The sequence below is a fragment of the Paenibacillus terrigena DSM 21567 genome (assembly GCF_000374845.1).
In the GTDB taxonomy this organism is placed as follows: Bacteria; Bacillota; Bacilli; order Paenibacillales; family Paenibacillaceae; genus Paenibacillus_K; species Paenibacillus_K terrigena.
The window spans coordinates 88,385-112,684 of record NZ_KB895414.1 but is presented as its reverse complement, the minus strand read 5'-3'; the positions used below and the strand labels follow the sequence as shown (position 1 = coordinate 112,684).

Genomic DNA, 24,300 nt, shown 5'->3' with positions numbered 1-24,300 from the left:
ATTCCAGGAAGCGAAATCGACATCAAATCTTGCGTTCATCCTTGAACTCCGGTACTCATTTAGGTTTGACCTAAACTCCGTTCCTCCTTCTTCGGATTCTCGCAACCTTCTCGGTACTGAAAAGTTGACTTTTTGAACACACATTATTTTGGTTAGATTGGAGAATTGACATGATAACGAATGACCGGTTTCTAAGAGCATGCTTGAAGCAAGAGGTCGATCAGCTTCCCGTCTGGTATATGCGCCAAGCAGGGCGTTACGATCCTGATTATCGTAAAATCAAAGAAAAATACAGCTTGCTCGAAATTTGCAAACAGCCGGAATTGGCTGCGGAAGTTACACTCATGCCGATTCATAAGCTCGGGGTAGACGCAGCAATTCTATATTCGGATATTATGAATCCGGTTGCTTCAATTGGAATTGATTTTGATATTGTTGCCAATGTAGGTCCAGTCATACATAATCCGGTACGAACGGCAGAGGATGTAGCGAAGCTGCGTCCGATCGATATAGAGGGGGATCTCTCACACGTGCTGGAGACGATTCGAATTCTAGATCGCGAGCTTGAAGTGCCGCTTATCACGTTTGCAGGGGCGCCATTTACGATCGCCAGCTATCTTATCGAAGGTCGTCCATCACGGAATTATCGGTTAACGAAGCAAATGATGTATAGTGCTCCAGAAGTCTGGTTCGCTCTAATGGATAAGCTAGGTGATATGGTGATTGCTTATCTTAAAGCACATGTCGCGAATGGGGCAAAAGCGGTTCAATTGTTTGATAGCTGGGTGGGAGCACTCGCACCGCAAGATTTCGAACGTTATGTACTGCCCACGATTAAGCGGATTTTCGCATCGCTCAAAGAAGTAGATGTACCTAAAATTTATTTCCCAGGAGTCAGTTCAGGCGAATTGCTACCAACACTGCGTGACCTAGAAGCGAATGTGATCGGATTGGATTGGCGCGTGTCCATTACGGAAGGAAGAGCGCGTATAGGCTCGAAATTCGCGGTCCAAGGGAATTTGGACCCGTTCTTGCTAACTGCACCGACGCACGTCCTTGAAGAACGTGCAAGACAGTTGATTGACGAAGGGATTCAGCAGCCAGGCTACATTTTCAATCTGGGTCATGGATTGTTCCCCGAAGCATCGCTGGATACGTTGAAGCATTTAACAGACTATATACATGCCTATTCGCGCGAAGCGATTCGTATAAGAGGTTAAGGCAGCCACAGAGGGAGATAAGGAATATGTCACAGAACAAAATTGGTGTATTGGTGATGTCCTATGGCACGCCTGAGAGTCTAAATCAAGTGGAAGCGTACTATACCCATATTCGCCGTGGTCATCCACCGACTACAGAGCAGCTTGAAGAGTTGACTTCCCGTTATGAGCAAATCGTAGGCGGGTTCTTCCCGCTGCGTGAGAATACCAATCGTCAAGTTGCTGCACTTGAAGCAATGTTGAACAGTGAATTCGGCCGTGAGGACTTGGAATTCGTCTGCTATCAAGGATTGAAGCATGCACATCCATTGATCGAAGAAGGCGTTGAGCAGATGGCGCAAGATGGAATTACGCAAGCAGTCGGCGTCGTCTTGGCACCCCATTATTCGGTTATGAGTGTAGGCGGATATATTCAACGTGCGAAGGCACAAGCGGAAGAGAAGGGCATTGCGATGTCGTTCGTCAAAGACTATCATCTTCACCCGCTCTTGCTTGATGCACTCGTACAACGCGTTGAAGACGCGTTGCAGAAATTTGGAGAGCTGGAGCAAGCGAAACGTGATGTTCGAGTTCTCTTCAGCGCTCACAGTCTTCCAGCAAAAATTCTGGAGATGGGCGATCCTTATCCGGATCAGCTGCTTGCGACTTCCCGTGCGATTGCAGACCGTGTCGGACTTACGCAGTGGCAATTCTCTTGGCAGAGTGCCGGACAGACCGCTGTACCTTGGCTCGGGCCAGATATGCTCGATACACTCCACACCTTGGTCGAAGAAGAGCAAGTGAAGCAGGTGCTCGTCGCACCGATCGGCTTCGTCTCCGATCACTTGGAAGTGTTGTACGACTTAGACATCGAAGCACAGCAAGTGGCTGGCGAACTAGGAGTTCATTTGGAACGTACAGCATCATTGAACACGGATCCGCTCTACATTGCGACACTCGCGGATGTAGTGCATCAACAACTAGAGAGGAAGTGACCGTCCATGGTGAACACAGCGTCTCGTCACGTTGTAGTCATTGGCGGAGGGATAAGCGGACTGAGCTCCGCTTTTTATTTGCATAAATATGGGGTAGAGCAAGGTCTTGATCTGAAGGTTACCTTGGTTGAGAAGGATGCAAGCTTCGGCGGCAAGATTATGACGCTCCACCGCGACGGCTTTGTCATTGAGAAGGGTCCGGATTCCTTCCTTGCTCGCAAACTGCCGATGATTGATCTGGCTCGTGAATTGGAGTTGGAGGATGAGCTCGTCGCGACAAGTCCGGATAAGAAACAGACGTATATTATGCATCAAGGGAAGCTGCACAAGATGCCTCCGGGGCTATCGCTAGGGATTCCGACGCAAATAACGCCTTTCCTCAAGACAGGTCTCATCTCGGTGCCAGGGAAGCTCAGAGCAGGAATGGATTTATTCATTCCGAAGCGGACTGATCAAAGCGACGAATCCCTTGGCTCATTCCTATCGCGGCGTCTTGGCTTCGAGGTGCTCGAAAATATCGCAGAACCGCTGCTCGCAGGCATCTATGCTGGGGATACGTTCAAACTGAGTCTTCAGGCGACGTTCCCGCAGTTCGGTGAAATTGAGCAGAAGCACGGCAGTCTAATCCGCGGCATGAAGTCGAGCGTTTCGTCCTCGAAGCCGCTTAACTTGCCAGGCCAGACCGATGCGGTGCGCAAAAGTATGTTTTTGACCTTCCGTCAAGGCTTGCAGTCCCTTGTCCATGCGCTCGTACATGATTTGCATGCTAAGGCAGAGCTGCTTCCGAATACGGGTGTTACGGCCATAGAGCCTTTGGACCCACAAGACGGAGTTTCTCCACGTTATCGCGTTGTATTGGATCAAGGAGAGTCGCTTGAAGCGGACGCTGTCTTTGTTGCTACGCCAACCTTCGCGGCAGGACCTTTACTTGCACCGTATGTGAATACGAGCATGCTAGATCAAATGGCGTATATTTCGGTCGCGAATGTTGTTATGGCCTTCGATGCAGCCGATATTCCGAATCCACTTGATGGCTCAGGCTTCCTCATTCCACGCAAGGAGAAGCGCAACATTACCGCTTGTACATGGACTTCGAACAAATGGCCGCATTCGACACCGGAAGGCAAAGTGCTGATTCGTTGTTATGTCGGTCGTGAAGGCGAAGAGCAGAATGTGGACTTGCCAGACGATCAACTTGCAGCACTCGTTCGCAAAGATTTAAGAGAAATTCTTGACATCCAGGCAGAACCGCTCTTCACCGAGATTACGAGATTGAAGAAATCGATGCCGCAATACCCGGTAGGTCACTTGAACGCACTTGCGCGTCTGCGGGAAGAGTTGTCTGTGCAGCTTCCTGGCGTGGAGGTTGTAGGTTCAGGATATGAAGGGGTTGGGTTGCCCGACTGTATTCGTCAAGGCCGTGATGCAGCAGCACGGATGGTGAACTGGATGAAAAACCCTTCCGATTAATGAATAAACTGACATGTTTCTTGAAAGAGTACTATTCTATCCCATATTGTTGATATAATGGGATGAGTAGTGCTTTTTTTTCTGAATAAATACTTGAGGAGAATCTATGTATATTTCAAGATCAGATGCCCATCGGGCGCAAAAAGCGAGAAAAAGGCGTAAGATCCGAACGTTGTTAACATTGAACTTAGTGATGTTACTAATCATCGCTGGGCTAACTGCGGTTTATATCTTTAAGTTCCAAGGCGACCCGCTGGAGGCGGAAGCAGGGCATGATCGCAGTTCAACGCAGGTGGAGGAGCAGGTTGCGACAGAGCATACGGATGCTGTTAAGCCCGAACCCGTGAATGAAGCTGAAAGTGTCGACACAACGTCCGGTTCTGCAGAATCGGGTGATCCATCAGGAGGTCAAGTGGGGGACGAGGGAACGGGTCAGGCTGGGGGCAATCCAGCAATGAAGCCTGCTGAAGAAGTCAACTCACAGGTCGTGATGCCAGATCAGGATGGACTTAAGATATCCTTTGTTGGAGACATCCAGATGTCAGGTAAAGTAGCTGAATTGATCGATAAGAACGGTGATGATTTCCCATTTCATTACGTTAAATCGATGTTCGAGCAAGACGACCTGACGGTAGCGAACTTGGAGACGCCGATCACGACAGGCGGGGTACCAGCGGAAGACAAGCAATTTGTGTTCAAGTCAGCACCGGGCTCAGCGAGTGCTCTAGGCAAAGCAGGGATAGATATGGTTACACTCGCTAACAATCATGTACTCGATCATGGGGTCACAGGGTTGATGGATACAATGAAGCATCTGGATGGAGCGGGAATCCAACATTTTGGCGCGGGTAAGGATGAGGAAGAGGCCTTCAAGATTGCCTATGTGGAACGCAAAGGAAAACGCATTGCGCTGCTCGGATTCTCTCGCGTTCTGCCGAAAACCAGTTGGTTCGCGAAAGGAAAGAATCCAGGCGTAGCAGATACATACAGCTCGGCCAAAGCGCGGGAGAAGATTGCGGAAGCGAGGAAAAAGGCTGATTTCGTCATTGTAACGGTACATTGGGGTGCTGAGAGAGCAGATAAACCTAATGCTGTGCAGAAGCAGCTGGCACGTGAATACGTTGATGCAGGGGCTGATCTCATTATTGGCAGCCATCCGCATGTTCTTCAAGGATTTGAACAGTACAAAGGGAAATGGATCGCTTATAGTCTTGGGAATTTTGTATTTACAAAGTCGAGTAATCCCATGACTTGGGAGACAGCGGTTCTGCAAGTCACGTTGAATCATGATGGCAGTTGTGCGCTACAAATGTTCCCGTTCCATGCGAACCTCGGGCAAGCTGTTCCTATGGATCAAGCGACGGGTTCGAAGCTGTTGAAGCGAGTCTCAGCATTGTCCCATCCATTAGGCGCTGAAGTTCGTCAAGATGGGCGAATCGGTACGATCGGTCGTACGAGGTAAGGGGGAGCACGGAATGTACGTAGGGAAGAATTGTTGTGTTGCACACCGCGGGTGGTCTTCCAAAGCGCCAGAGAATACGTTGGCAGCGATACAGCTAGCTATGTCTGAACCATACATATCTTGGATTGAATTTGATGTTCAGTTAAGCAAGGACGGAATTCCCGTCATCATACACGATTATACGCTGGAGCGTACGACAAATGGTCAGGGGTTTGTACGGGAAAAAACCTATGCTGAACTAAGTCAGTTGGATGCAGGTTCGTGGTTCTCTCCAGCCTATGCTGGGGAGAAAATCCCAACCTTAGAAAATGTCCTCGACTTAGCCGGTGGTCGGCTTCGTATGAATATTGAGCTCAAGACGCAGGGGAATATGTACTCTGGCCTTGAAGAAGCCGTCATCGATCATATTTATCGATATACGCTCCAGCATGATGTCGTGCTGACATCATTCGAACCGAACGTGGTACAACGTTTGAAGCGACTTGCACCAGAATTGCGAATAGGGCTCATTACGGAGATACCGAGTCAAGATTACGTCGCCGTCTGCCGTTCTTTTGGAGCTGATTTTCTGTCTTTATATTATCCGTTGTTCACGAAGCAGAACGCAGCTGCCTTGGTGCAGCAGAGGATTGGGATTATGGCGTGGACTTGCAATCATACGAAAGACATTATACAAGTAGCTGACCTGCATCCGGAACTAATGATTTGTACGAATTATCCGGATCGGTGGAATATGGCTATTGGAGAAGGGAAAGAGGGATAACATGCAATCTATGATTCAGAATGTATACTGTGTAGGACGGAACTATCGACTTCATGCCGCAGAGCTTGGGAATGAGGTACCGACCAAGCCGATGATCTTCATGAAGCCAACGCATGCCGTCGTGCCGATGAGCGGCGGGAAGATTACGATGCCGAAGGACCAAGGCGAACTTCATTATGAAGCAGAGCTCGTGATCCGTATTGGTCGAGATTATGAACCAGGGATGCCGATGGATGATCTGATTGATGTGATGGCACTAGGACTGGATTTCACGCTTCGCGATGTTCAGACGGTATGTAAGCAGAAAGGCCATCCATGGACAGCTGCTAAGGCCTTCCGCAACTCCGCTCCGATAACACCTTATATCGCATTCCCAGGTGTCGATGCGCTTCAGGATTCCGATTTTGTATTGCTGAAGAATGATAATGAGGTCCAACGTGGCAATGCGCGGGACATGATTTTTGACTTGAAGACGATTGTTGAATTCATCGCGACGCATTATGGACTCGGAAAAGGCGATATCATCTTTACTGGGACGCCGGCAGGAGTCGGTGCTGCAGTAACTGGGGACAAGCTTGAGCTCTACTTTGGAAACGAACGGCTGGATTCTTGCATCATCGCATAACTTGTCTCGCCATCATAGATGTTTTTCGGTACGAAGGGGAAGGTATACGTATGTGGAATTGGGTGATTGGGTTCGGTTGTAGTGCGATTGTCGCCTATTCGGCTTATAAGCGGCGTTCTCTATCTTTATCAGGGATGCTTGCCGCTATCACGATGGGGACTATTTTTTTCGCAATGGGAAGTCTGCTCTGGTTTGGCATTCTCCTAGCGTTTTTTGTCTCTTCAAGTGTGATGTCGCATGTGAAGAAGAGCGCCAAAGAAACGTATGAAGCGGCTTATGAGAAAACAGGGCGCCGGGATGCAGGACAAGTGTTCGCCAACGGTGGTATCGGTATGCTGCTATGTATCGCATTTGCGATCAATCCTAGTCCTCTAATCGTCGCTGCTTTCGTAGGTGTGATGGCTACGGTGACGGCGGATACGTGGGCAACGGAGATCGGCAGCTTAAGCCGCTCACAGCCTCGTTCTGTGCTCACATGGAGACGAATTCCGACAGGAACTTCAGGAGGCGTATCGGTATTAGGTACACTCGCTGCGATGTGCGGCGGCCTCTTCATCGGCCTATGCGCTGCTGGGTTCGATTGGTTGTCTCCAATCCATCAAGGCGTTCCCGTCTATCTGTATTTGCTGATGGGATGGATCGGCGGAACGGTAGGTGCGTTCGCCGATTCGATCATGGGAGCGACGTGCCAGGTCATGTACCGTTGCCCGAAATGCGGGAAAATGGTTGAACGGAAGGACCACTGTGGTGTACGTACTGATCGAGTACGTGGCCTTTCGTGGATGAACAATGACCAAGTCAATTGGATCAGCTCCTGCGCTGGCGGATTAATCGCAATTGTCTTACTCTACTTGGCAGGAATATAGAACAAACAGGATGTCTTCGAAGTCATGTTTATGACGGAAGACATCCTGTTTTTAGTTTTGAGCTATTTGCGAAGATGGATCTTCTGAACGGTATGGCTTGCACCTTTCTCCAGAATGAGCTTCGCGCGGGCCTTGGTTGGCAAAATATTTTCGGTGAGGTTTAGCTCATTCACTTCGCGCCAGACATTTGATGCCATAAGCAAGGATTCCTGTTCACTTAGGCTTGCATAGCGGTGGAAATAGGACTGCGGATTCAGGAACGCCGTCTTTCGAAGCATACGGAATCGCTCTAGATACCAAGTCTCTAAATCTTGAACGCCGGCGTCAACGAAGATGGAATAATCGAAGAAGTCGCTGACGAATACGGATGCGCCTCGAATCACCTGCAATACGTTGATCCCTTCGATAATGAGGATCGCCGGTTTGCGAACAGTCTGAACTTCGTCAGGCAGAATATCATAGCTCAGATGCGAATACATGGGGGCAGTCACTTCCGGAATCCCCGATTTGATATCTGTTAAGAACTGAATGAGCTTACGAATATCATAGCTTTGTGGGAAGCCTTTCTTGTCCATTATTCCTTTAGCTTCGAGGACATGATTCGGATACAAGAAGCCATCCGTTGTGACGATATCGATATTGGCATAACCCTCGTATGTAGACAATAAAGCCTTCAGAAGCCTTGCGGTAGTACTCTTACCGGCTGCTACACTGCCTGCAATCCCGATAATATAAGGTGCATCGGATACAGACTTCTCCAAGAAACGAGCTTCGGCAGCTTTTACCTGCTTCGCAGCCTCTGCTTGAAGATGGAGGAACGCTGCTAATGGAAAGTAGACTTCCTGCACTTCATCGATTGTGATCTGATCGTTCAGTGATTTCAATTGCTCCAAGTGCTGAGAAGTAATAACCGGGCGGTCCTGGCACCTGAATTGCGCCCATTCTTGCCGGGTTAGCGTGAGATAAGGATGGTAATTAGGCATGGTTGTACCTCGCTAGTATTATATTGTTCGTTCAGCAGTTATCGCTATTATCATACCAGATCTTGAATGAAATGAAGATCCCTTGCTTAACAAGGGGAGTCGTGTCGACTGAGTAATATTCGGAATTGGTGATAAAACCAATGGTATATTACATGGTGTATATTCTTAATTCTCATAAAATCCGAACAATAATTAAATGATACGCTTGACATATTCGTTGTTGTCCGTTACGATATCCATATCAGCATGAATAAATTTGATTCAATTCGTATATCCTCAGTGATATGGACTGAGGGTCTCTACAAGGAGCCGTAAATTCCTGTCTACGAATGGGGCGTTTGTCGTACCTCATTCGTTGGACAGGTTTTTTGTGTTGTTCCCAAGCTAAGACAACATGTACTTTAGGAGGATGACATGAGTAATCAATATGATGTAATTGTCGTAGGAGCAGGGCCAGCAGGAATTTTTACATGTTATGAATTATCACTGAAGGCGCCACAGCTTCGCGTATTATTAATCGATAAAGGTCATGATATTTATCGTCGGCGCTGCCCGATTCTGGAGGAGAAAATCCAACTATGCCCGCCACCAGCGGGGAAGAAGGATTTCGCAGGATGCTTGCCAGCTTGCTCGATCACGAGCGGTTTTGGCGGTGCGGGTGCGTATAGTGACGGTAAATTCAACGTAACGACGGAGTTCGGCGGTTGGATGACTGATTACTTAAGCCCATCTAAAGTATTAAATTTGATTAAATATGTGGACCAGATCAACCTCGATCACGGGGCAACAGAGTCCATTACGGATCCGACAACGGAGATCGTTCGCGATATTGAGCAGCGCGGATATGCTGCAGGACTGAAGCTATTGCGGGCACAAGTAAGACATTTGGGGACGGAGCAGAACCTTGAGATTCTGAAGTCGATCTTTGAATATTTGAAAGACAAGATTGACATGATGTACAAGACCGAAGTCGATGACATTATTACAGATAAAGAAACGAAGCAGGTTCGCGGTGTTGTGCTGAAGAACGGAACGGAGTATCAAGCAGATCATGTTGTTATCGTGCCAGGTCGTGACGGTTCCGCATGGTTAACTGAAGTGCTCAAGAAGCGCAAGATCAAAATGTTCAATAACCAAGTCGATGTCGGTGTGCGCGTAGAGACGTCCGATGTTGTCATGCGTGAAATTAATGAGCATTTGTACGAAGGGAAATTCATCTACAACACATCGGTAGGTACACGTGTAAGAACGTTCTGCTCCAATCCATCTGGTCACGTTGTAGTTGAGAATCACAGCGGTGTTATGGCGGCGAATGGTCACTCCTTCAAGGATCCAGCCCTTGGATCTGCGAATACGAATTTCGCGTTGCTGGTGTCGCATCGTTTCACAGATCCATTCGATAAACCGAATGAGTATGCACGTGAGATTTGTAAACGGGCGAACGATCTATCAAGCGGCGGTGTCATTGTTCAGAAATATGGCGATATTCTACGCGGCAGACGTTCGACAGAGAATCGGATTCGTGAAGGCTTCTTAGAACCGACACTTCGTGAAGCTGTACCAGGAGATCTTGGGCTTGTACTTCCGTATAATACGATGAAGAGCTTGATCGAAATGGTCGAGGCACTCGATAAAGTAACACCGGGTCTTGCTTCCGAGCACACTTTGTTCTACGGTGTTGAAGCGAAATTCTACTCAGCACGTCCAAAGCTGTCGGAGTCCTTCGAGACAGAAATCCCTGGCTTGTATTGCGGTGGAGACGGTGCGGGTATTACACGCGGGCTAGCGCAAGCAGGCGCAGCAGGCGTGTGGATTGCAAGAAACATTATTGGTCAAGCTTAATCGTAGATCAGTACGCATGAATAGATTGAAGAAGCGGCTTCTGTATCGGATTATCCGGTCAGAGGCCCTTTTCATTTCGTCTAGCTTGGCTTGCTATGATTTTTTTCACAGGATCAATGGTTGTTTTGAATGAAAACTTCATCATATTGTGAACAAAATCGATCATTTTTGGATATGGAATTGCTTTTCAGATTAATCAAACGTACAATCTAGATGATATGCGTACACAATACATAGTCTAAATGATTGCGAATACAGAATAGGAGGGTTTTAACATGGATGTGTTTAATATTTTTTATCAGTCCCATGCAGGTTCTTGGGCGATTCTTGTGCTGATGTTCGTCATTAGCTGCATTTTCAAACGCCAGAAAGTAACACCGATGATCACACGTCTGTTCTACCTCATTATGCTCGTCTCCGGTATCGGGATGCTCGTGAAGTTGAACTTCCCGCTCATGTACATTGTGAAGGGGATTTTGGCGCTTGGTTTGATCGGTATGATGGAAATGATTATGGGGCGTCTACGCAGAAATGAACCAACGATGATGTTCTGGATTATCTTGGTTGTTCTGCTTGCTCTCATCGTGTGCATGGGATACGGCGTTATTTCGTTCTAATGTACGCTTACTTGCTCTCTAGGGGATATGCGCATGATTAAGAGAATCTTCTACTTATGCTGGACAACAACACTGATTGGCGTGTTGACGGGTATCGCAACATGGGCAGTACTCAGATATTTGGATCCAGGGTTTATCTTTATTGATGACGAGTTAAGCGGATATGAGTTATCCTCATTGATGCTCGGTATCTTCTCGATTGCGTTCACGAGTATCATTGGATTTATCGCCTTCGTATTCGGAAGATATTATATTCTTGGGATCCTGAAGAATCGCATGAACGTCTGGATTGGGATCCAAATTTTCTTTATACTGCTAACCCTGTTTGATTTGTTCTTTATTCGGTTCAAGAAGTTCGCTGGTGAGGGTGACCATGCGTTTGGGTATCTTGGATTGCCGCTACTTATTCTTGCTGTTGGTGTGATCATTACGATCTGGAAAGTAAAACTGACGAACAAGAATGCGATCGTCCCGACCATGTTCTTCATGATTGTGATTACGGTGCTGGAGCTGCTGCCATCGCTATCGGTTAATCGGATGGAGTATATCCTCTACATGCTGATTCCGCTCGTGGTGTGCAATAGCTGGCAGATCCTATCGCTTCATAAGCTTACGGGACCACAGAAGAAGACAACAACAGTTGTGTCATAGACATGAATAAAGTCTCGACGAGCACGGATCGTGCTGTGTCGGGGCTTTATTTATTTGTATACAGGAGAAATCATGGCATGCAAGGCCGTTACTTCTTCATGGCCGTGGTTTTGTGGTAGAATACATTAGTACAGAATACGGACAAAGTAGGGACGAGGCATGAATTTACTAACGATTGAGAATATATCGAAGAGTTATGGGGAGAAAATTCTATTCAAAGACGTGTCGTTCGGCATCTCGGAAGGGGAAAAGATCGGGATCATTGGTGTGAACGGCACAGGAAAGTCGACGTTCCTCAAAGTGATCGCAGGCATTGAACAACCGGATTCAGGACAGATCGCCATCGGAAATCGGGTGCGCATTCAATATTTAGCACAGAATCCTGCATTCGACCCGGATGCGACTGTGCTTGAGCAAGTATTCCGCGGGGATTCACCAGAGATGAAGACCGTATGGTCCTATACCGAGACAATGCAGCAGGTGGAGCTCGCGCCTAACGATGAGGCATTGCAGCAGAAGCTGATTCATTGGAGCCATGAGATGGATCGTCTGAATGTATGGCAATTGGAGAGCGAAGCGAAGATGGTGTTGTCTAAGCTTGGGATTACAGCATTCGAGGCGAAGGTCGGGTCGTTATCCGGCGGTCAACGCAAACGGGTTGCCATGGCAGCCGCGTTAATTCAGCCGTGCGAATTATTAATCCTAGATGAGCCTACGAACCATATTGATCATGCGTCGGTTATCTGGTTGGAGCAGTATTTGCAGAAGCGTAGAGGGGCGCTGCTCATGATTACCCATGATCGGTACTTCTTGGATCGCGTTGTGGGCCGGATGCTCGAGCTCGATCATGGACAGCTGTATAGCTACGAAGCGAACTATTCTCGGTTCTTGGAGCTCAAGGCCGAGCGGGAAGAGCGAGAACAAGCCTCAGAGCAGAAACGTCAGAATCTCCTTCGGAATGAACTAGCATGGATTCGTCGCGGGGCGAAGGCGCGTACAACCAAGCAGAAGGCGCGGATCGATCGCTTCGAGAAGCTGCAGGAGCAGGAAGGTCTTAGACAGAACAATAAGGTAGATGTCTCGGTGGCATCGTCGCGGTTAGGGAAGAAGATACTTGAAATCGAGCATTTGTCGAAGCAGATTGATGGTAAGCAATTGATTCGTGATTTCGAGTACATTGCGGTTCGCGAGGATCGTGTAGGGATCATTGGACCGAACGGCAGCGGGAAATCAACCTTACTCAATATGATTGCAGGTCATATTACTCCTGATGAAGGCAGCATTGAGATGGGGCCGACAGTGAAGCTTGGTTACTTCTCGCAAGAAAACCAAGAGATGAACGATTCGATGCGTGTCATTGAATATATTAAAGAAATCGCTGAGGTCGTTCAGACGGCAGATGGCAGTTCGATTACAGCGGCTCAAATGCTAGAGAGGTTCCTCTTCACACCAACGATGCAGTGGACGCCGATTGCCAAGCTGTCTGGCGGCGAGAAGCGTAGACTTTATCTTCTTAGTGTGCTCATGAGTGCGCCGAATGTCTTGCTGCTGGATGAGCCGACGAATGATTTGGATATTCAGACATTGTCCGTACTTGAAGATTATTTGGACGAGTTCTCAGGTGTCGTCTTTGTCGTATCGCATGATCGCTTCTTCCTAGATCGTACGGTAGAGAAGATTATTGCTTTCGAAGGTGATGAGAAGATTCGTCATCATGTAGGCAATTTCACTGAGTATGAAGAATACATGGCGAAGTATGGTGCGAGTGCAAGTGAAAGCAGCAATAGCAGTGCAAGCGCTGGGACGCGTGAGGAAGCAAGTGAGCCGAAACGTGAGAAGCAAGAACGCTTGAAATTCAGCTACAAAGAGCAAAAAGAATTTGATGAGATCGACGGTGTCATAGAGAAAACGGAACAGAAGATGGCAACGGTCGCGAAGCAGATGGAGGAGGCTTTCAGTGACTCCGCTCGTCTACAGGAGTTGTTAGAGGAGCAGCGGAGGCTGGAAGAGCAGCTTGAGGCGTTAATGGAACGCTGGACCTATCTGAACGAATTAGCCGATAAAATAGCGCAGAGCAAGTCTTAGGACACTCTGCGCTATTTTTGCGTTCACTGAATGGCTTCATATTCCTACTCAATGCTAATCATCTGAAGCACTTTACGATGATCTCCTGTGAGCATGGACTGATTTGAAGCAAGTTGAGAAGATCCGTCTCCGTCTAAGAAGATGCCTTCTTTATACTGCCCTGGAGCAATCTGTTCTTGGATGGCTTGCCGGAATTGATCGGCGGTGCAAGGCGTTGGTGTGACGACGAGATACAATTGATTCATACTGTCATAGACAAGCCCACTGCGCAACCTGGCCTCATGTGCTGCAGGAAGTGCTTGATAATAGATCACAAGGCCCCAGATGAAATCATTGGCCAAATTCATGCTGACGCCGCCTTGCGCCCAATATTGACTGCGATCGAAGACATCCAGTTCTTCCACGGATTTAACAGACTGAACAGTGAACTGTTTTTGATATCCATCCCAGACCAGGGTGCCGCGATCATATTTGGTGTTATACCAACCTGATCCATAGGCACGCGGCTCATCTTTCACAGGGATATGATTCTGTACAGCAATGGATAAGATATCTTGTCCATAGAAGAATCCGCCATTGATGCCTACGTCTCCAGTATCCGTAACATTGCTATCAATCGCCTTCAACTGAATATGGTCTGGTGTCGTATGAAGTACATGCAGGGATATCCCGTTCGTTGCGGTAACTTGATGATAGGTATACTTCGCCTTGGTATGGATGAAGTAGAAGATATTAATCGCTAGAATCAGTATGAATGCCAGTATGAATAGGAGCGTGCGTGTTCTGATCTTGCTATACTGGAACCGTTTCATAGGGAATTGCACCCGGACACCTCCTGATGACCTCAACGCCAAATTTACTATTCCGTATCCGTTACATAGGCTGCGAGTAATTTAGCGGTATTCATGACAGCTTGGATATGAGTGCGTTCCATACCATGGGAGGCATGTACACCGGGTCCAATGAGTGCCGCCTTGATATTATTGCCGCCGCGAAGCGCAGCAGATGCGTCGGAACCGTAATAAGGGTAAATATCAACGACATGCTGGATCTGCTCACGTTCAGCAAGACGGATGAACTTGCTCGTCATACCGTAATCATAGGGGCCTGAGGAGTCTTTGGCACATATCGATACATCCAGCTCTGTACATGCAAGATCATCCCCCATTGCGCCCATATCGACTGCAATCAGCTCATCGATTTCTGCTGGAATGTAGGATCCGCCATGTCCAATCTCTTCATAGTTGGTAATGATCAATTTCAAATTATAGGCCGGTGTCCAGCGATCACGATGAATCGATTCCAGAATACCAAACAGCGCAGCGACACTTGCTTTGTCATCTAGATGGCGTGACTTCACATAGCCGTTATCGAAGATAACAGCGCGGGGATCGAAGGAGACGAAGTCGCCTGTACGAATGCCAAGATTCATGACATCTTCTTTCGTATGGACTAATTCATCAATCCGAATCTCCATATTAGCTTCATCACGCTTGAAATCGCGAGCATCACTGTAGACATGAACAGACGGGTGTGTCGTGAGAATCGTTCCGCTATAAATGCGTCCATCGCGCGTATGGATTGTACAGTATTCATTTTCAATCGCATTCATCATATAACCGCCCACCGGTGTAATCCGGAGTGTACCACGCGCATTGATCGAGCGAACCATGGCGCCGAGGGTATCGACATGTGCAGTAAACCCGATCGTCCGAGATGGATCATTTCCCGGAACACTAATGATGCCGCAGCCTTTTTGCGTACGTTCAAATTCGAAACCTAACGAACGTGCCTCAGCTTCAATTCGCTCCATAATGTGGTGCGTGTAGCCTGTAGGGCTAGGGGTATTTAGGATTTCTTCGAGAAAATCAAGGACATAATCTTGGTTAAAGGGTAGGTTCATGATTCGATTTCTCCTCGTCTGGGTTAGATGGATGCGTGGATGATAGCGCATCTTGTGAAACTGGGTATGTATAGCCTGTTGCATCGATAATATGTTGTAACTCCGCCTTGGTCGCCTTAAGCTTGCGCTGTAGTCGGTATTGCAGGTAAATTCCGTAAGAACCGACGATTAAGCCACCCAGCAAGGTGCATCCCAAAATAAGCAGGATGAGTGGGACTTGGACGACTCCGAATAACAAATTGACTTGGACGGGATCTACATTAATGACAGCGAAGATCGCCGTAATTAATGCAAATACGAGTCCTAATATTAATGACCATTGAATTTTCATATGACTCCTCCTAAAGCTTCAGCGTACCTTATAGTATAAAATCCCTTGCCGTAGCAGGCAAGGGATTTTGTTCGTATAGCGTTAATTCGTTTTCGGGGTGCGTGGGGGTGTTTCTAACTAGTTCGTAAGTTTCTCCATGTCTTCAATCAATTGTTTGAACACGTCCATCGCTTCCCGAATCGGCTGTGGTGAAGACATATCGACGCCGGCACGCTTGAGGATGTTGATGGAATAGTCGCTGCCGCCGCTCTTCAAGAATCCAAGATAACGTTCTACAGCAGGTGCACCTTCATCGAGAATCTGCTTCGCAAAGCTTGTTGCCGCAGAGAATCCGGTAGCGTATTTATAGACGTAGAAGCTGGTATAGAAATGAGGGATTCGTGCCCACTCCATCTCAATGTCTTGATCCACGACCATGCCTTTGCCATAATATTGGAGATTCAAGTCGTAATAAATCTTCGAGAGCTCTTGCGGCGTCAGCGCATCGCCTTGTTCTGCGCGTTCATGCATGATTTTCTCGAACTCTGCGAACATCGTCTGACGGAAGACCGTTGTACGGAATTGATCAGCGTAGTATGTGAGCAGATACATTTTCATTTTTGGATCGTTCTCTGCCTTCTTCAGCATATAGTTCATGAGCAAGGCTTCATTCAAGGTTGAAGCAACTTCAGCTAAGAAGATCGTGTACTGTGCATCGCGATATTCCAAGTTCGTATCGGAATAGAAGGAGTGAAGCGCATGACCCATTTCATGTGCAAGCGTGAACATGCTGTTGAGATTGTCCTTGTGGTTCAAGAGCACGTAAGGGTGTGTGCCGTATGCGCCCCAGCTGTATGCACCACTGCGCTTGCCTTCGTTTTCGTGGACATCAATCCAGCCATCATCGAATCCATGCTGCAGGTTGTTCAGATAATCATCACCTAGCGGTTTCAAGCTTTCTTTGACCATTTTCTTGGCCTCTGCATAGGTAATGTCCATTTTGAACTCTTCGACGAGCGGAGCGAACAAATCGTACATATGAAGTTCATCGACTTTAAGCAATTTCTTACGCAGTTCCATGTAGCGGTGCATTAGAGGCAGGTGCTCATGGATGGTATCAATGAGATTCGTGTACACTTCTTTTGGAATGTTGTCGCCATAGAGCGACATTTCAAGAACGGATGGATATTTACGTGCACGCGAATAGAAGATGTTTTTGGTGACGTTCGCATTGAGTGTTGCAGCGATCGTATTCTTTTGCTTGCCATAGGTCTCGTAGACGGCTTTGAACGCATTTCTGCGTACCTCCACATTATCGCTCTCGAGGAACTGAATGTAGCTGCCGTGTGTTAATTCACGTTCCACGCCTTTCTCATCTTTGACTTTCGGGAATTTCATATCGGCATTGTTGATCATACCGTAGATGGTATTCGGCGCTTGTGAGATATTGCCGACTTGTGCGAGCAATGCTTCCTCAGCTTTCGAGAGAACATGCGCCTTCTGGCGTTTCATTTCAGTCAACGTAAATTTATATTTACTGAGATCTGAATTGTTAATGAAACTGTCGAGCTGCTCATCAGATAATGACAATATTTCCGGGGTAATAAATGATAATGCTTCACCGACATCCACGCTGAGCTTTTTGGATTTCTCGGATAATGCTTGGTATGTAGGTTCAGCAGTATCTTCGTGATGATGCATGTTTGCGTAAACGTAAAGACGTTCTGTATGTAGTGAAATCTCATCTTCCAAGTCGAAGCAAGCCTTGACTGCAGCTGCATCAGTTAATTTACCCTGATAGGCGGATACTTTGCCGAGCTGTTCTTTCACCAGCTTGTATTCTTGATCCCAAGCCCCTTGCGAAGCGAATAAATCTTCTAATTTCCATTGATCTTCTTTCGGTACATCTTGACGCTTAACGATTTGACTCATTGGAACCCTCCTAGGTTTGATAGATTGCGCGGGTTCAGCAGAGCTGGCCGCGACGGGGATGACAGTCTGTTGCAATAGACATGTAATCAATAAAAGACAAATTCCTCGTCTCACAAGATCACTCCTGCGCCGTAAAATTTGTCAATAGTATGACCCTGATGCCTGTCATTTATCAATTAAGCTGAACCTAGTTGAAATGAGCTGTATACGATTAAGAAAAAGGCGAATGCCACGAGAAGAATCGTAATGATAGCCATGACCCGGCGCAGAGGCGCAGGAATTGAATCTTTCTTCATAATAAGGATGGCACCCATCGAAAAGGCTAGAATGATAAAGATGAGAATACTGGTTGAGTCTATGGGGATCACCTCATTTCGTGAGCTTGGCTTAGACTTGTCGGAAATTCGCCATCATGTCATTCCACTCTTCCAAGTTATCTATATACTCCGATTTGGGGAAGCGGTTATTAACCCAGTTCATGAGTGCAGGACGACTTAAGAAGGTGTGCGTCTCTTCGCCCCATTGGTCTGAAATTTCGCGAAGGACAATATACTTGCCTTGGACCTCTACCGTAATCATATTCCAGTTGTCTTTTTTGTATATTACATGTTTTTTAATCATTTATAAGCTCCGTTCTTCAGGTAAGTTCTTGTTACGTTGTTTTGTGTAAAATGATAACGTACAGCGCGATATAAAGCAAATATTAAGTCATAATTTGATCTTGCTCTGTATGGGTTTAAGTGGTAATTTATAACAAAGCCGATTGAGGCTGAAGAGATGAGTTGAGATGAGCTGAGGAGAGTGGTTGAGATGAGTTTTTATCCAGCGTATGAACAGCAAGGTGTAGCTATGACATGTCGTTCGTATGAGGAATATATGCGAATGTTCGCTCTTACGGAGGCAGATTTGGCACAAGGGAGTATCTTGGATGTGGCAGGCGGTGCGTCGTCTTTCACGGCGGAAGCGAATTCACGCGGGTACACGGCTGTGGCGGCAGACCCGTTATTCCATTACGATGCGGCGTATTTAGCGCGTTATGCATCGGAGGAGATTGAGACTTCAACAGCCAAGCTTACGAAGATACAGGAGACGTTCGATTGGAGCTTCTACGGGGACCCGGCTCAGCACCGCGATAGACGCATAAGATCCTCAGAGCAATTTATTGCGGATTATCAAGGCAATCCGTCGCATTATATCTTTGCGAAGCTGCCCGAACTACCCTTCGATGATCATACATTTCAGCATGTTTTTTGCAGTCACTTTCTTTTCTTATACGCGGATCAATTCGATTATGCATTTCACTTGGCAGCAATTAAGGAATTAATTCGCGTCTGCGCGGTGGGTGGAAGGGTGCTCATCTATCCGCTGAAATCACTACGCTGGGCTGGATACTCAGCGATGTCGACCATGATGCAAGAGTTTGAACAAACAGGCCATCAGGTATCCTTCAAGTCCAGTCAATTGCCTTTCATACCAGGCTCGTCCGACTTTCTTGAGATCAAAAAGATTCGTTGAACATTTCCAATATTTCGGATATAATATAAATAATCGCCATTAAAGGCGGCATATTAGGAGGTTGTTCATTTGAAAGGAACAGTAAAATGGTTTAATGCTGAGAAGGGCTACGGTTTTATTCAAGTGGAAGGCGGCGACGATGTATTCGTTCATTTCTCCGCGATCCAAGGCGAAGGATTCAAGACTCTAGAAGAAGGCCAATCGGTTGAATTTGAAATTACACAAGGCAACCGTGGACCACAAGCGGCTAGCGTAACGAAATTATAATTAACTATTCATTATAAATTGCGCCATGCATGTTCATCACACAGATTTCAGTTCATTCTGGGATCTGTTTTTTTGTATTTCTAACAGCTTCATTTGTTGTAAAACAAGACAAGACCCCCGCAATCATAGGATAACGGGGGTCTTGCACGTTATTTATTCAATAATACGAAGAATGTCTTGAACGTCTTTACGCGGCAGCTTGCTCGGCTGATCGGCCGGGTAACCAAGTGAGATGACCATGTTGACTTGACGATCATCAGGAATCTCAAGCAATTCCTTCAACTGATGTTCAGCGAGCAGGACAGGTCCTGTCATAGGACAAGTAGCAAGCCCTTTGGCATGCGCTGCGAGCATGAGGTTCTGTGTTGCAAGGCAGCTGCTCTTGATCCCTTCCTCCGCCCATACGCTCTCCGAAGCAAGTTCAATCGGGTCGAAGATTTTCTCGCGGAATTTCGAGTTGTATGGCGTTGCTAGACAAATGATCAAGACAGGAGCATTGGAGAAGGCTGTCGCATAAGGTCCGAAAGATTTCACGAGTAGGCGTGCTTCGCGGTTAAGACCTTTCGTCTCCGATACGGCTGCAAGCGCATGAAGCTGATCCCATGTCAACCCCTCAATTTGTTTGATCAGGTCTTTATTCGTAATGGCGATGAACTCCCAAGTCTGTGAATTCGTATCACTTGGAGCATAACGCGCACAATCAATGAGATCTTCGATATCTGCAATCGCGACTGATTGATCGGTGTAATTACGGACGCTTCGACGTCCATGAATAATTGCTTTGAGTTGTTCGAAATCCATGATTTTCCCCGCCTTTATTACTTGGTCCTAAATCCTTTTCTCATTATAGCCCGAAGATTGGAAAAAGCAAGGAATTTCGCGTCGGTTATTGATCCTTTGCTATCAAATAGCGCGCCATAAAGCCGATCGAACCGATCAATGCCAGACTCGCAGCGACCATGTATAATGTTCCTTTGCTGATATCGAGCAGACTTCCGCCAACAGACCCGCTGATGAGACCTGCGAGCGAGGACCAGATGATCGTGAAGAATGCAAGTCCTGTCGCGCGATACTCATCCGGGATGATATTGGTTACGTAACGAACAGCGGTAAAAAAGTAGATACCAAATGTGACGCTGTGCATAAGCTGTATAACAACGACCCACGCCGGATCCGTAACAACACTCATCAGCAAGAAACGAACGGCATACATGAGACTGGCGATCGATAAGAGCGGAAGTTCTTTGAACTTCGAGCCGTATTTGCTAAGAAGGAAGAAGACGGGAATTTCACTTAACGAAGAAGCGGACAATGCCCATCCGATAATTGTCTCATCTGCGCCCATTCCTCGTAGAACAGGGGAGATGAAGGCATCGTTGAATCGATGTGATACTGCGACTAAGAGCAGCAACAGGAAGAACCAGACGATTTCGCGCTGCTTCAGGATTTTCAGTAGCCCTCCGAGTTCCATCTTCTTGGCTGTTGTGCCCTGTTGGTCCGTTGCGAATAGGGCAATTAACAGCGAACATCCGGATAGGAGAAGGCATACCCACAGCGTAATATGGGCCCCGGTTTGCTTCAGAATAAATCCGAGGACGAGTGATGCGATGGCAAATCCGAATGACCCGTAGATTCGCACGCTCATGAAATTTTTACCGCGCTTCTGCATCGTCATGATCGCCCATGTATCAGCTAATGGGTTTATGGGAGAATAAAAGAAATTAAACACGAACATCAGAATGCAAATGACGGCAAAAGAGGTAGATTGCGTTAATAGTAAGACCATGAATAATTGGCCAACGAGTAGGATGAGAACGATTTTCTTGATCGTACGGAACTTATCGCTAGCAATTCCCCAGATGAGGTTCGAGAAAATCGAGATTAAGGGTCCAATCGAATAAATAAATCCGATCTGGACATTCGAGAAGCCAATGCCGCTGAAATAGAGCGGAAAAAAGGCTGTAATGAGTGACGTGGTCGTATACAGTGAGAATACGAACATTCGCAGCCAATGAAAATCTTGCATCATAGAGGATCCATTTCGTCTGAACAACATGCTGAGAGCTCCAATCTAGAATGGGTATCGAAATAACTATTAGTATAGCACCTGCCTCAGGGTTCTGGAATGCTCTTTTGGAACTGTGCTGAATATTATAGATTTCCTTCGTTGTGAGTGGTACATTTACTATTGGACTCTTTTTCATGGAGGAGATAGAGATGGAGAATGTCTTTCAATTCGATGAGCGGTTAGGTATTCATGTGCCTGCGCTTGCTCAAGAGTGGGAACAATATAGTGTTGTAGAGCGAGAAGCTATTCTTGTTCGATGGGAATGGATCCGAGGAAAAATCCCAAACCGAATCATAGCGCTTGAGCGCGTAATTAATAAGAAACAGTCACAATTATTTGATGAAGAAAATTTCGAGGTCAGCTGCCAGCTGAATTCGGAGATCGCCGAAATTGCTAGTCAGATTAATGATTTGCATTTGTGGTACCGCACGAATCAAGAGGTACGTACGAGAATGCATGCCTAATGTAGCGGTTTGTGCATTATGACTGATCGTACTATAATAGGAATGATTCACATGAAAATGAATGCATTTTTGGAGGCACCCCGTATTGAGTCTAACACAACAGCGACAATTCACTGCACCACTAAATCCAATACAGCTGATGTTCCGCGTGTATCGTGTTATTTTGCCAGGTGTTAAGCAATCACTTGGTTATTGGCAGGAACAAGCGGAGTCGATTCCTGATGAAGAGCTTCGCCGACAAGCGCTTGCGAGCATCGCGACGAAGCAGTTCCATTGTCAAGGCGGAGCGGTGTACGCAGCTTTAGATATATCGCAGAAAGATGTGCTGATTCCACTTATCGTGGCATTTCAGACGATCAGCGATTATCTGGATAACCTGTGTGATCGCAGCACCTCCATGGATCCGGTTGATTTTCGCCAGCTCCATCAGTCGATGTTAGATGCGATTAACCCCGAAGCTCCACTTCAAAATTATTACGCTTACCATCCTGAGCATGAAGACGATGGTTACCTGCATAATCTCGTGTCGACTTGCCAATCTTGTATCAGGCAGCTTCCGTCCTATGGGAAAGTGATGCCTTATCTGGAAGAATTGGTGGGTCTGTATGTCGATTTGCAAGTGTACAAGCATATTCGTCATGATCTTAGAGAATCGGAGCTAACCGCCTGGTGGGAGCAGAATCGGAATAAATCTCCTCATTTGCACTGGAATGAATTCGCTGCAGCGACAGGTTCGACCCTAGGTGTATTCATGCTGTTCACAGCTGCGACAAGACCTAGTCTGACCGTACGCGAGGCAAGTGATATTCGAAGAGCTTATTTTCCGCATGTATGCGGATTGCATATTATGCTTGATTATTTAATTGACCAAGAAGAAGATCGCTTGGGTGGGGATTTGAATTTCTGCAACTATTACGATGAGCAAGAGACCTTAATCGAGCGGATGGTGATGGTGGTCGAAGGGGCGAGAGAAGATGTGAAGCACTTGCCTGATTCGCAGTTCCATCGTATGGTGATAGAAGGATTGATTGCTTTATACTTGTCAGACCCAAAGGTGACGAGTCAACAGCATGTGAAGTCCGTCTCCAAGCGTCTCATGCGGAAAAGCCCGTTAACGCGGTTGTTTTTCTGGGGGAATAGTCTTTGGATACGTAAACATAAATCATAGATAGAGATAAGATGGATTTTTTAAGGAGGATAAGGATATGTCAGCAGTCAAAAAAATTGCAGTTCTTACTAGTGGGGGAGATTCTCAAGGGATGAACGCGGCTGTTCGTGCAGTCGTGCGTAGTGCGTTATATTACGGCATCGAAGTGTTCGGTATTCAACGCGGTTACCAAGGACTATTGAACAGAGAAATCCGTTCGATGGACTTGCGTAGTGTCGGTGATATTATCCAACGCGGCGGAACGATTCTGCAATCGGCTCGTTGTAAAGAGTTCATGACGGCTGAAGGCCAACAAAAAGGTGCGGATATTCTACGTGAATATGGTATCGATGGCTTAGTCGTTATCGGTGGAGATGGTTCATATCAAGGCGCGAACAAATTGAGCAAACTTGGCATCAAAACGATGTGCTTACCAGGCACAATTGATAATGATATTGCGTTCACAGACTTTACGATCGGATTCGATACGGCTGTAGGCATTGTAGTGGACGCAGTCAATAAATTGCGCGATACGATGAGTTCGCATGAGCGCTCCTCTATCGTTGAGGTTATGGGACGTCATTGCGGTGATATCGCGTTGTATGCTGGTCTTGCGAGCGGCGCAGAGACGATTCTTGTCCCTGAAGTGCCATTCAGCATTGATGATGTAGCGAATCGCATGAAAGACAATTTCGAACATGGCAAACGCCATAGTATCGTGATTGTTGCAGAAGGCGTTGGCCGCGGTGAAGATATCGCCAAAGGCATTACGGAGCGTGTTGACGTGGATGCGCGTGTAACCGTATTGGGTCATATTCAACGTGGTGGCTGCCCAACGCACAATGACCGCGTTCTAGGAAGCCGTCTTGGCGATTATGCTGTACGTATGTTAATGGAAGGCCAATCAGGCAAATCATGCGGTGTCATTAAAGGTGAATTGGTGATGACCGATATTGATACGGTTGTGAACACGAAGAAAGCATTTGATATGGAATTGTACGATCTTGCTCTACGTCTTTCGAAATAATCAAGCTTAACAAGAAAGGCTGTTCTGAAGTCATTTGGAGATGACGGAGGAGCAGTCTTTTTTTACCACATAGGAATGTTAACTAAAGCGACAAAGGTGTATAAAAAAT

The 24,300-nt window shown here is 46.8% G+C and carries 25 protein-coding genes and 1 riboswitch; of the genes, 16 read left to right on the top strand and 9 right to left on the bottom strand.

Translation table 11 applies throughout. From position 1 onward, the window contains the following. Nucleotides 1–170 precede the first annotated feature (170 nt). The 7 genes from hemE to C558_RS0108490 all read left to right on the top strand — a co-directional run bounded on the left by hemE (nt 171) and on the right by C558_RS0108490 (nt 7,380). Nucleotides 171–1,220, top strand: a complete 1,050-nt coding sequence (gene hemE, locus C558_RS0108520) for a uroporphyrinogen decarboxylase (RefSeq protein ID WP_018755839.1) — start codon at nt 171–173, stop codon at nt 1,218–1,220. Between the two features lie 26 nt (nt 1,221–1,246). Beyond that, nucleotides 1,247–2,194 (top strand): ferrochelatase, encoded by a 948-nt coding sequence (gene hemH / locus C558_RS0108515; RefSeq protein ID WP_018755838.1) that lies wholly within the window; start codon nt 1,247–1,249, stop codon nt 2,192–2,194. A 9-nt stretch (nt 2,195–2,203) separates the two neighbouring features. Further along, complete coding sequence (hemY, locus tag C558_RS0108510) at nt 2,204–3,664, top strand: protoporphyrinogen oxidase (RefSeq protein ID WP_425413923.1); 1,461 nt, start codon at nt 2,204–2,206, stop codon at nt 3,662–3,664. Nucleotides 3,665–3,854: 190 nt separating this feature from the next. Beyond that, a complete protein-coding gene (locus tag C558_RS0108505; RefSeq protein WP_245583782.1) occupies nt 3,855–5,126 on the top strand; it encodes a CapA family protein in 1,272 nt (423 codons plus the stop codon). A 13-nt stretch (nt 5,127–5,139) separates the two neighbouring features. Further along, entirely contained in the window at nt 5,140–5,889 is a 750-nt protein-coding gene (locus tag C558_RS0108500) for a glycerophosphodiester phosphodiesterase (protein WP_018755835.1), read from the top strand. Nucleotide 5,890: 1 nt separating this feature from the next. Continuing rightward, complete coding sequence (locus C558_RS0108495; protein ID WP_018755834.1) at nt 5,891–6,514, top strand: fumarylacetoacetate hydrolase family protein; 624 nt, start codon at nt 5,891–5,893, stop codon at nt 6,512–6,514. A 50-nt stretch (nt 6,515–6,564) separates the two neighbouring features. Next, on the top strand, nt 6,565–7,380 hold the full coding sequence (locus C558_RS0108490; protein WP_018755833.1) for a DUF92 domain-containing protein: 816 nt from the start codon (nt 6,565–6,567) through the stop codon (nt 7,378–7,380). A 62-nt stretch (nt 7,381–7,442) separates the two neighbouring features. Here C558_RS0108490 and coaA read toward each other — a convergent pair whose 3' ends face one another. Continuing rightward, nucleotides 7,443–8,363: a type I pantothenate kinase gene (coaA, locus tag C558_RS0108485; protein ID WP_018755832.1), complete on the bottom strand. Its 921-nt coding sequence runs from the start codon at nt 8,361–8,363 to the stop codon at nt 7,443–7,445. Nucleotides 8,364–8,609: 246 nt separating this feature from the next. Beyond that, nucleotides 8,610–8,709, top strand: a riboswitch (purine riboswitch). A gap of 68 nt (nt 8,710–8,777) precedes the next feature. On the opposite strand from coaA, the gene C558_RS0108480 reads away from it, so the two are divergent. The 4 genes from C558_RS0108480 (at nt 8,778) to C558_RS0108465 (ending at nt 13,558) form a co-directional block, all read left to right on the top strand. Then, the gene (locus tag C558_RS0108480; protein WP_018755831.1) at nt 8,778–10,205 is read left to right on the top strand and encodes an NAD(P)/FAD-dependent oxidoreductase; all 1,428 of its coding nucleotides are present in this window, start codon (nt 8,778–8,780) and stop codon (nt 10,203–10,205) included. 275 nt (nt 10,206–10,480) lie between these two features. Next, entirely contained in the window at nt 10,481–10,822 is a 342-nt protein-coding gene (locus C558_RS0108475; protein ID WP_018755830.1) for a DUF1516 family protein, read from the top strand. A 33-nt stretch (nt 10,823–10,855) separates the two neighbouring features. Further along, on the top strand, nt 10,856–11,473 hold the full coding sequence (locus tag C558_RS0108470; RefSeq protein WP_018755829.1) for a KinB-signaling pathway activation protein: 618 nt from the start codon (nt 10,856–10,858) through the stop codon (nt 11,471–11,473). Nucleotides 11,474–11,632: 159 nt separating this feature from the next. Beyond that, on the top strand, nt 11,633–13,558 hold the full coding sequence (locus C558_RS0108465; protein WP_018755828.1) for an ABC-F family ATP-binding cassette domain-containing protein: 1,926 nt from the start codon (nt 11,633–11,635) through the stop codon (nt 13,556–13,558). A gap of 44 nt (nt 13,559–13,602) precedes the next feature. On the opposite strand, the gene C558_RS0108460 is transcribed toward C558_RS0108465, so the two are convergent. The 6 genes from C558_RS0108460 to C558_RS0108440 form a co-directional block, all read right to left on the bottom strand. Then, entirely contained in the window at nt 13,603–14,382 is a 780-nt protein-coding gene (locus C558_RS0108460) for a hypothetical protein (protein ID WP_018755827.1), read from the bottom strand. 35 nt (nt 14,383–14,417) lie between these two features. Further along, nucleotides 14,418–15,461 (bottom strand): M42 family metallopeptidase, encoded by a 1,044-nt coding sequence (locus C558_RS0108455; RefSeq protein WP_018755826.1) that lies wholly within the window; start codon nt 15,459–15,461, stop codon nt 14,418–14,420. Further along, a complete protein-coding gene (locus tag C558_RS0108450) occupies nt 15,445–15,792 on the bottom strand; it encodes a LapA family protein (protein WP_018755825.1) in 348 nt (115 codons plus the stop codon). Before C558_RS0108450 ends, C558_RS0108455 begins: the two co-directional genes overlap by 17 nt. A gap of 117 nt (nt 15,793–15,909) precedes the next feature. After that, nucleotides 15,910–17,703, bottom strand: a complete 1,794-nt coding sequence (gene pepF, locus C558_RS0108445; RefSeq protein ID WP_018755824.1) for an oligoendopeptidase F — start codon at nt 17,701–17,703, stop codon at nt 15,910–15,912. Nucleotides 17,704–17,879: 176 nt separating this feature from the next. Further along, nucleotides 17,880–18,062, bottom strand: coding sequence for a hypothetical protein (locus C558_RS33065; RefSeq protein ID WP_083927154.1), 183 nt, complete (start codon nt 18,060–18,062; stop codon nt 17,880–17,882). A 28-nt stretch (nt 18,063–18,090) separates the two neighbouring features. Then, a complete protein-coding gene (locus C558_RS0108440; RefSeq protein WP_018755823.1) occupies nt 18,091–18,324 on the bottom strand; it encodes a hypothetical protein in 234 nt (77 codons plus the stop codon). Nucleotides 18,325–18,513: 189 nt separating this feature from the next. Between C558_RS0108440 and C558_RS0108435 the strand changes: the two genes are divergently transcribed. After that, on the top strand, nt 18,514–19,218 hold the full coding sequence (locus C558_RS0108435) for a class I SAM-dependent methyltransferase (RefSeq protein ID WP_018755822.1): 705 nt from the start codon (nt 18,514–18,516) through the stop codon (nt 19,216–19,218). A 69-nt stretch (nt 19,219–19,287) separates the two neighbouring features. Continuing rightward, complete coding sequence (locus C558_RS0108430) at nt 19,288–19,485, top strand: cold shock domain-containing protein (protein ID WP_018755821.1); 198 nt, start codon at nt 19,288–19,290, stop codon at nt 19,483–19,485. Nucleotides 19,486–19,638: 153 nt separating this feature from the next. Here the strand turns inward: C558_RS0108430 and C558_RS0108425 are convergent, their stop codons facing one another. Further along, a complete protein-coding gene (locus C558_RS0108425; protein ID WP_018755820.1) occupies nt 19,639–20,286 on the bottom strand; it encodes a nitroreductase family protein in 648 nt (215 codons plus the stop codon). A gap of 85 nt (nt 20,287–20,371) precedes the next feature. Beyond that, the gene (locus C558_RS0108420) at nt 20,372–21,541 is read right to left on the bottom strand and encodes an MFS transporter (RefSeq protein WP_018755819.1); all 1,170 of its coding nucleotides are present in this window, start codon (nt 21,539–21,541) and stop codon (nt 20,372–20,374) included. Between the two features lie 161 nt (nt 21,542–21,702). Between C558_RS0108420 and C558_RS0108415 the strand changes: the two genes are divergently transcribed. From C558_RS0108415 to pfkA, 3 genes are all read left to right on the top strand, one after another. Then, nucleotides 21,703–22,017, top strand: a complete 315-nt coding sequence (locus tag C558_RS0108415; protein ID WP_018755818.1) for a hypothetical protein — start codon at nt 21,703–21,705, stop codon at nt 22,015–22,017. An 85-nt stretch (nt 22,018–22,102) separates the two neighbouring features. Continuing rightward, on the top strand, nt 22,103–23,185 hold the full coding sequence (locus C558_RS0108410; RefSeq protein ID WP_018755817.1) for a tetraprenyl-beta-curcumene synthase family protein: 1,083 nt from the start codon (nt 22,103–22,105) through the stop codon (nt 23,183–23,185). 37 nt (nt 23,186–23,222) lie between these two features. Then, the gene (pfkA, locus tag C558_RS0108405; protein WP_018755816.1) at nt 23,223–24,191 is read left to right on the top strand and encodes a 6-phosphofructokinase; all 969 of its coding nucleotides are present in this window, start codon (nt 23,223–23,225) and stop codon (nt 24,189–24,191) included. Nucleotides 24,192–24,300 lie beyond the last annotated feature (109 nt).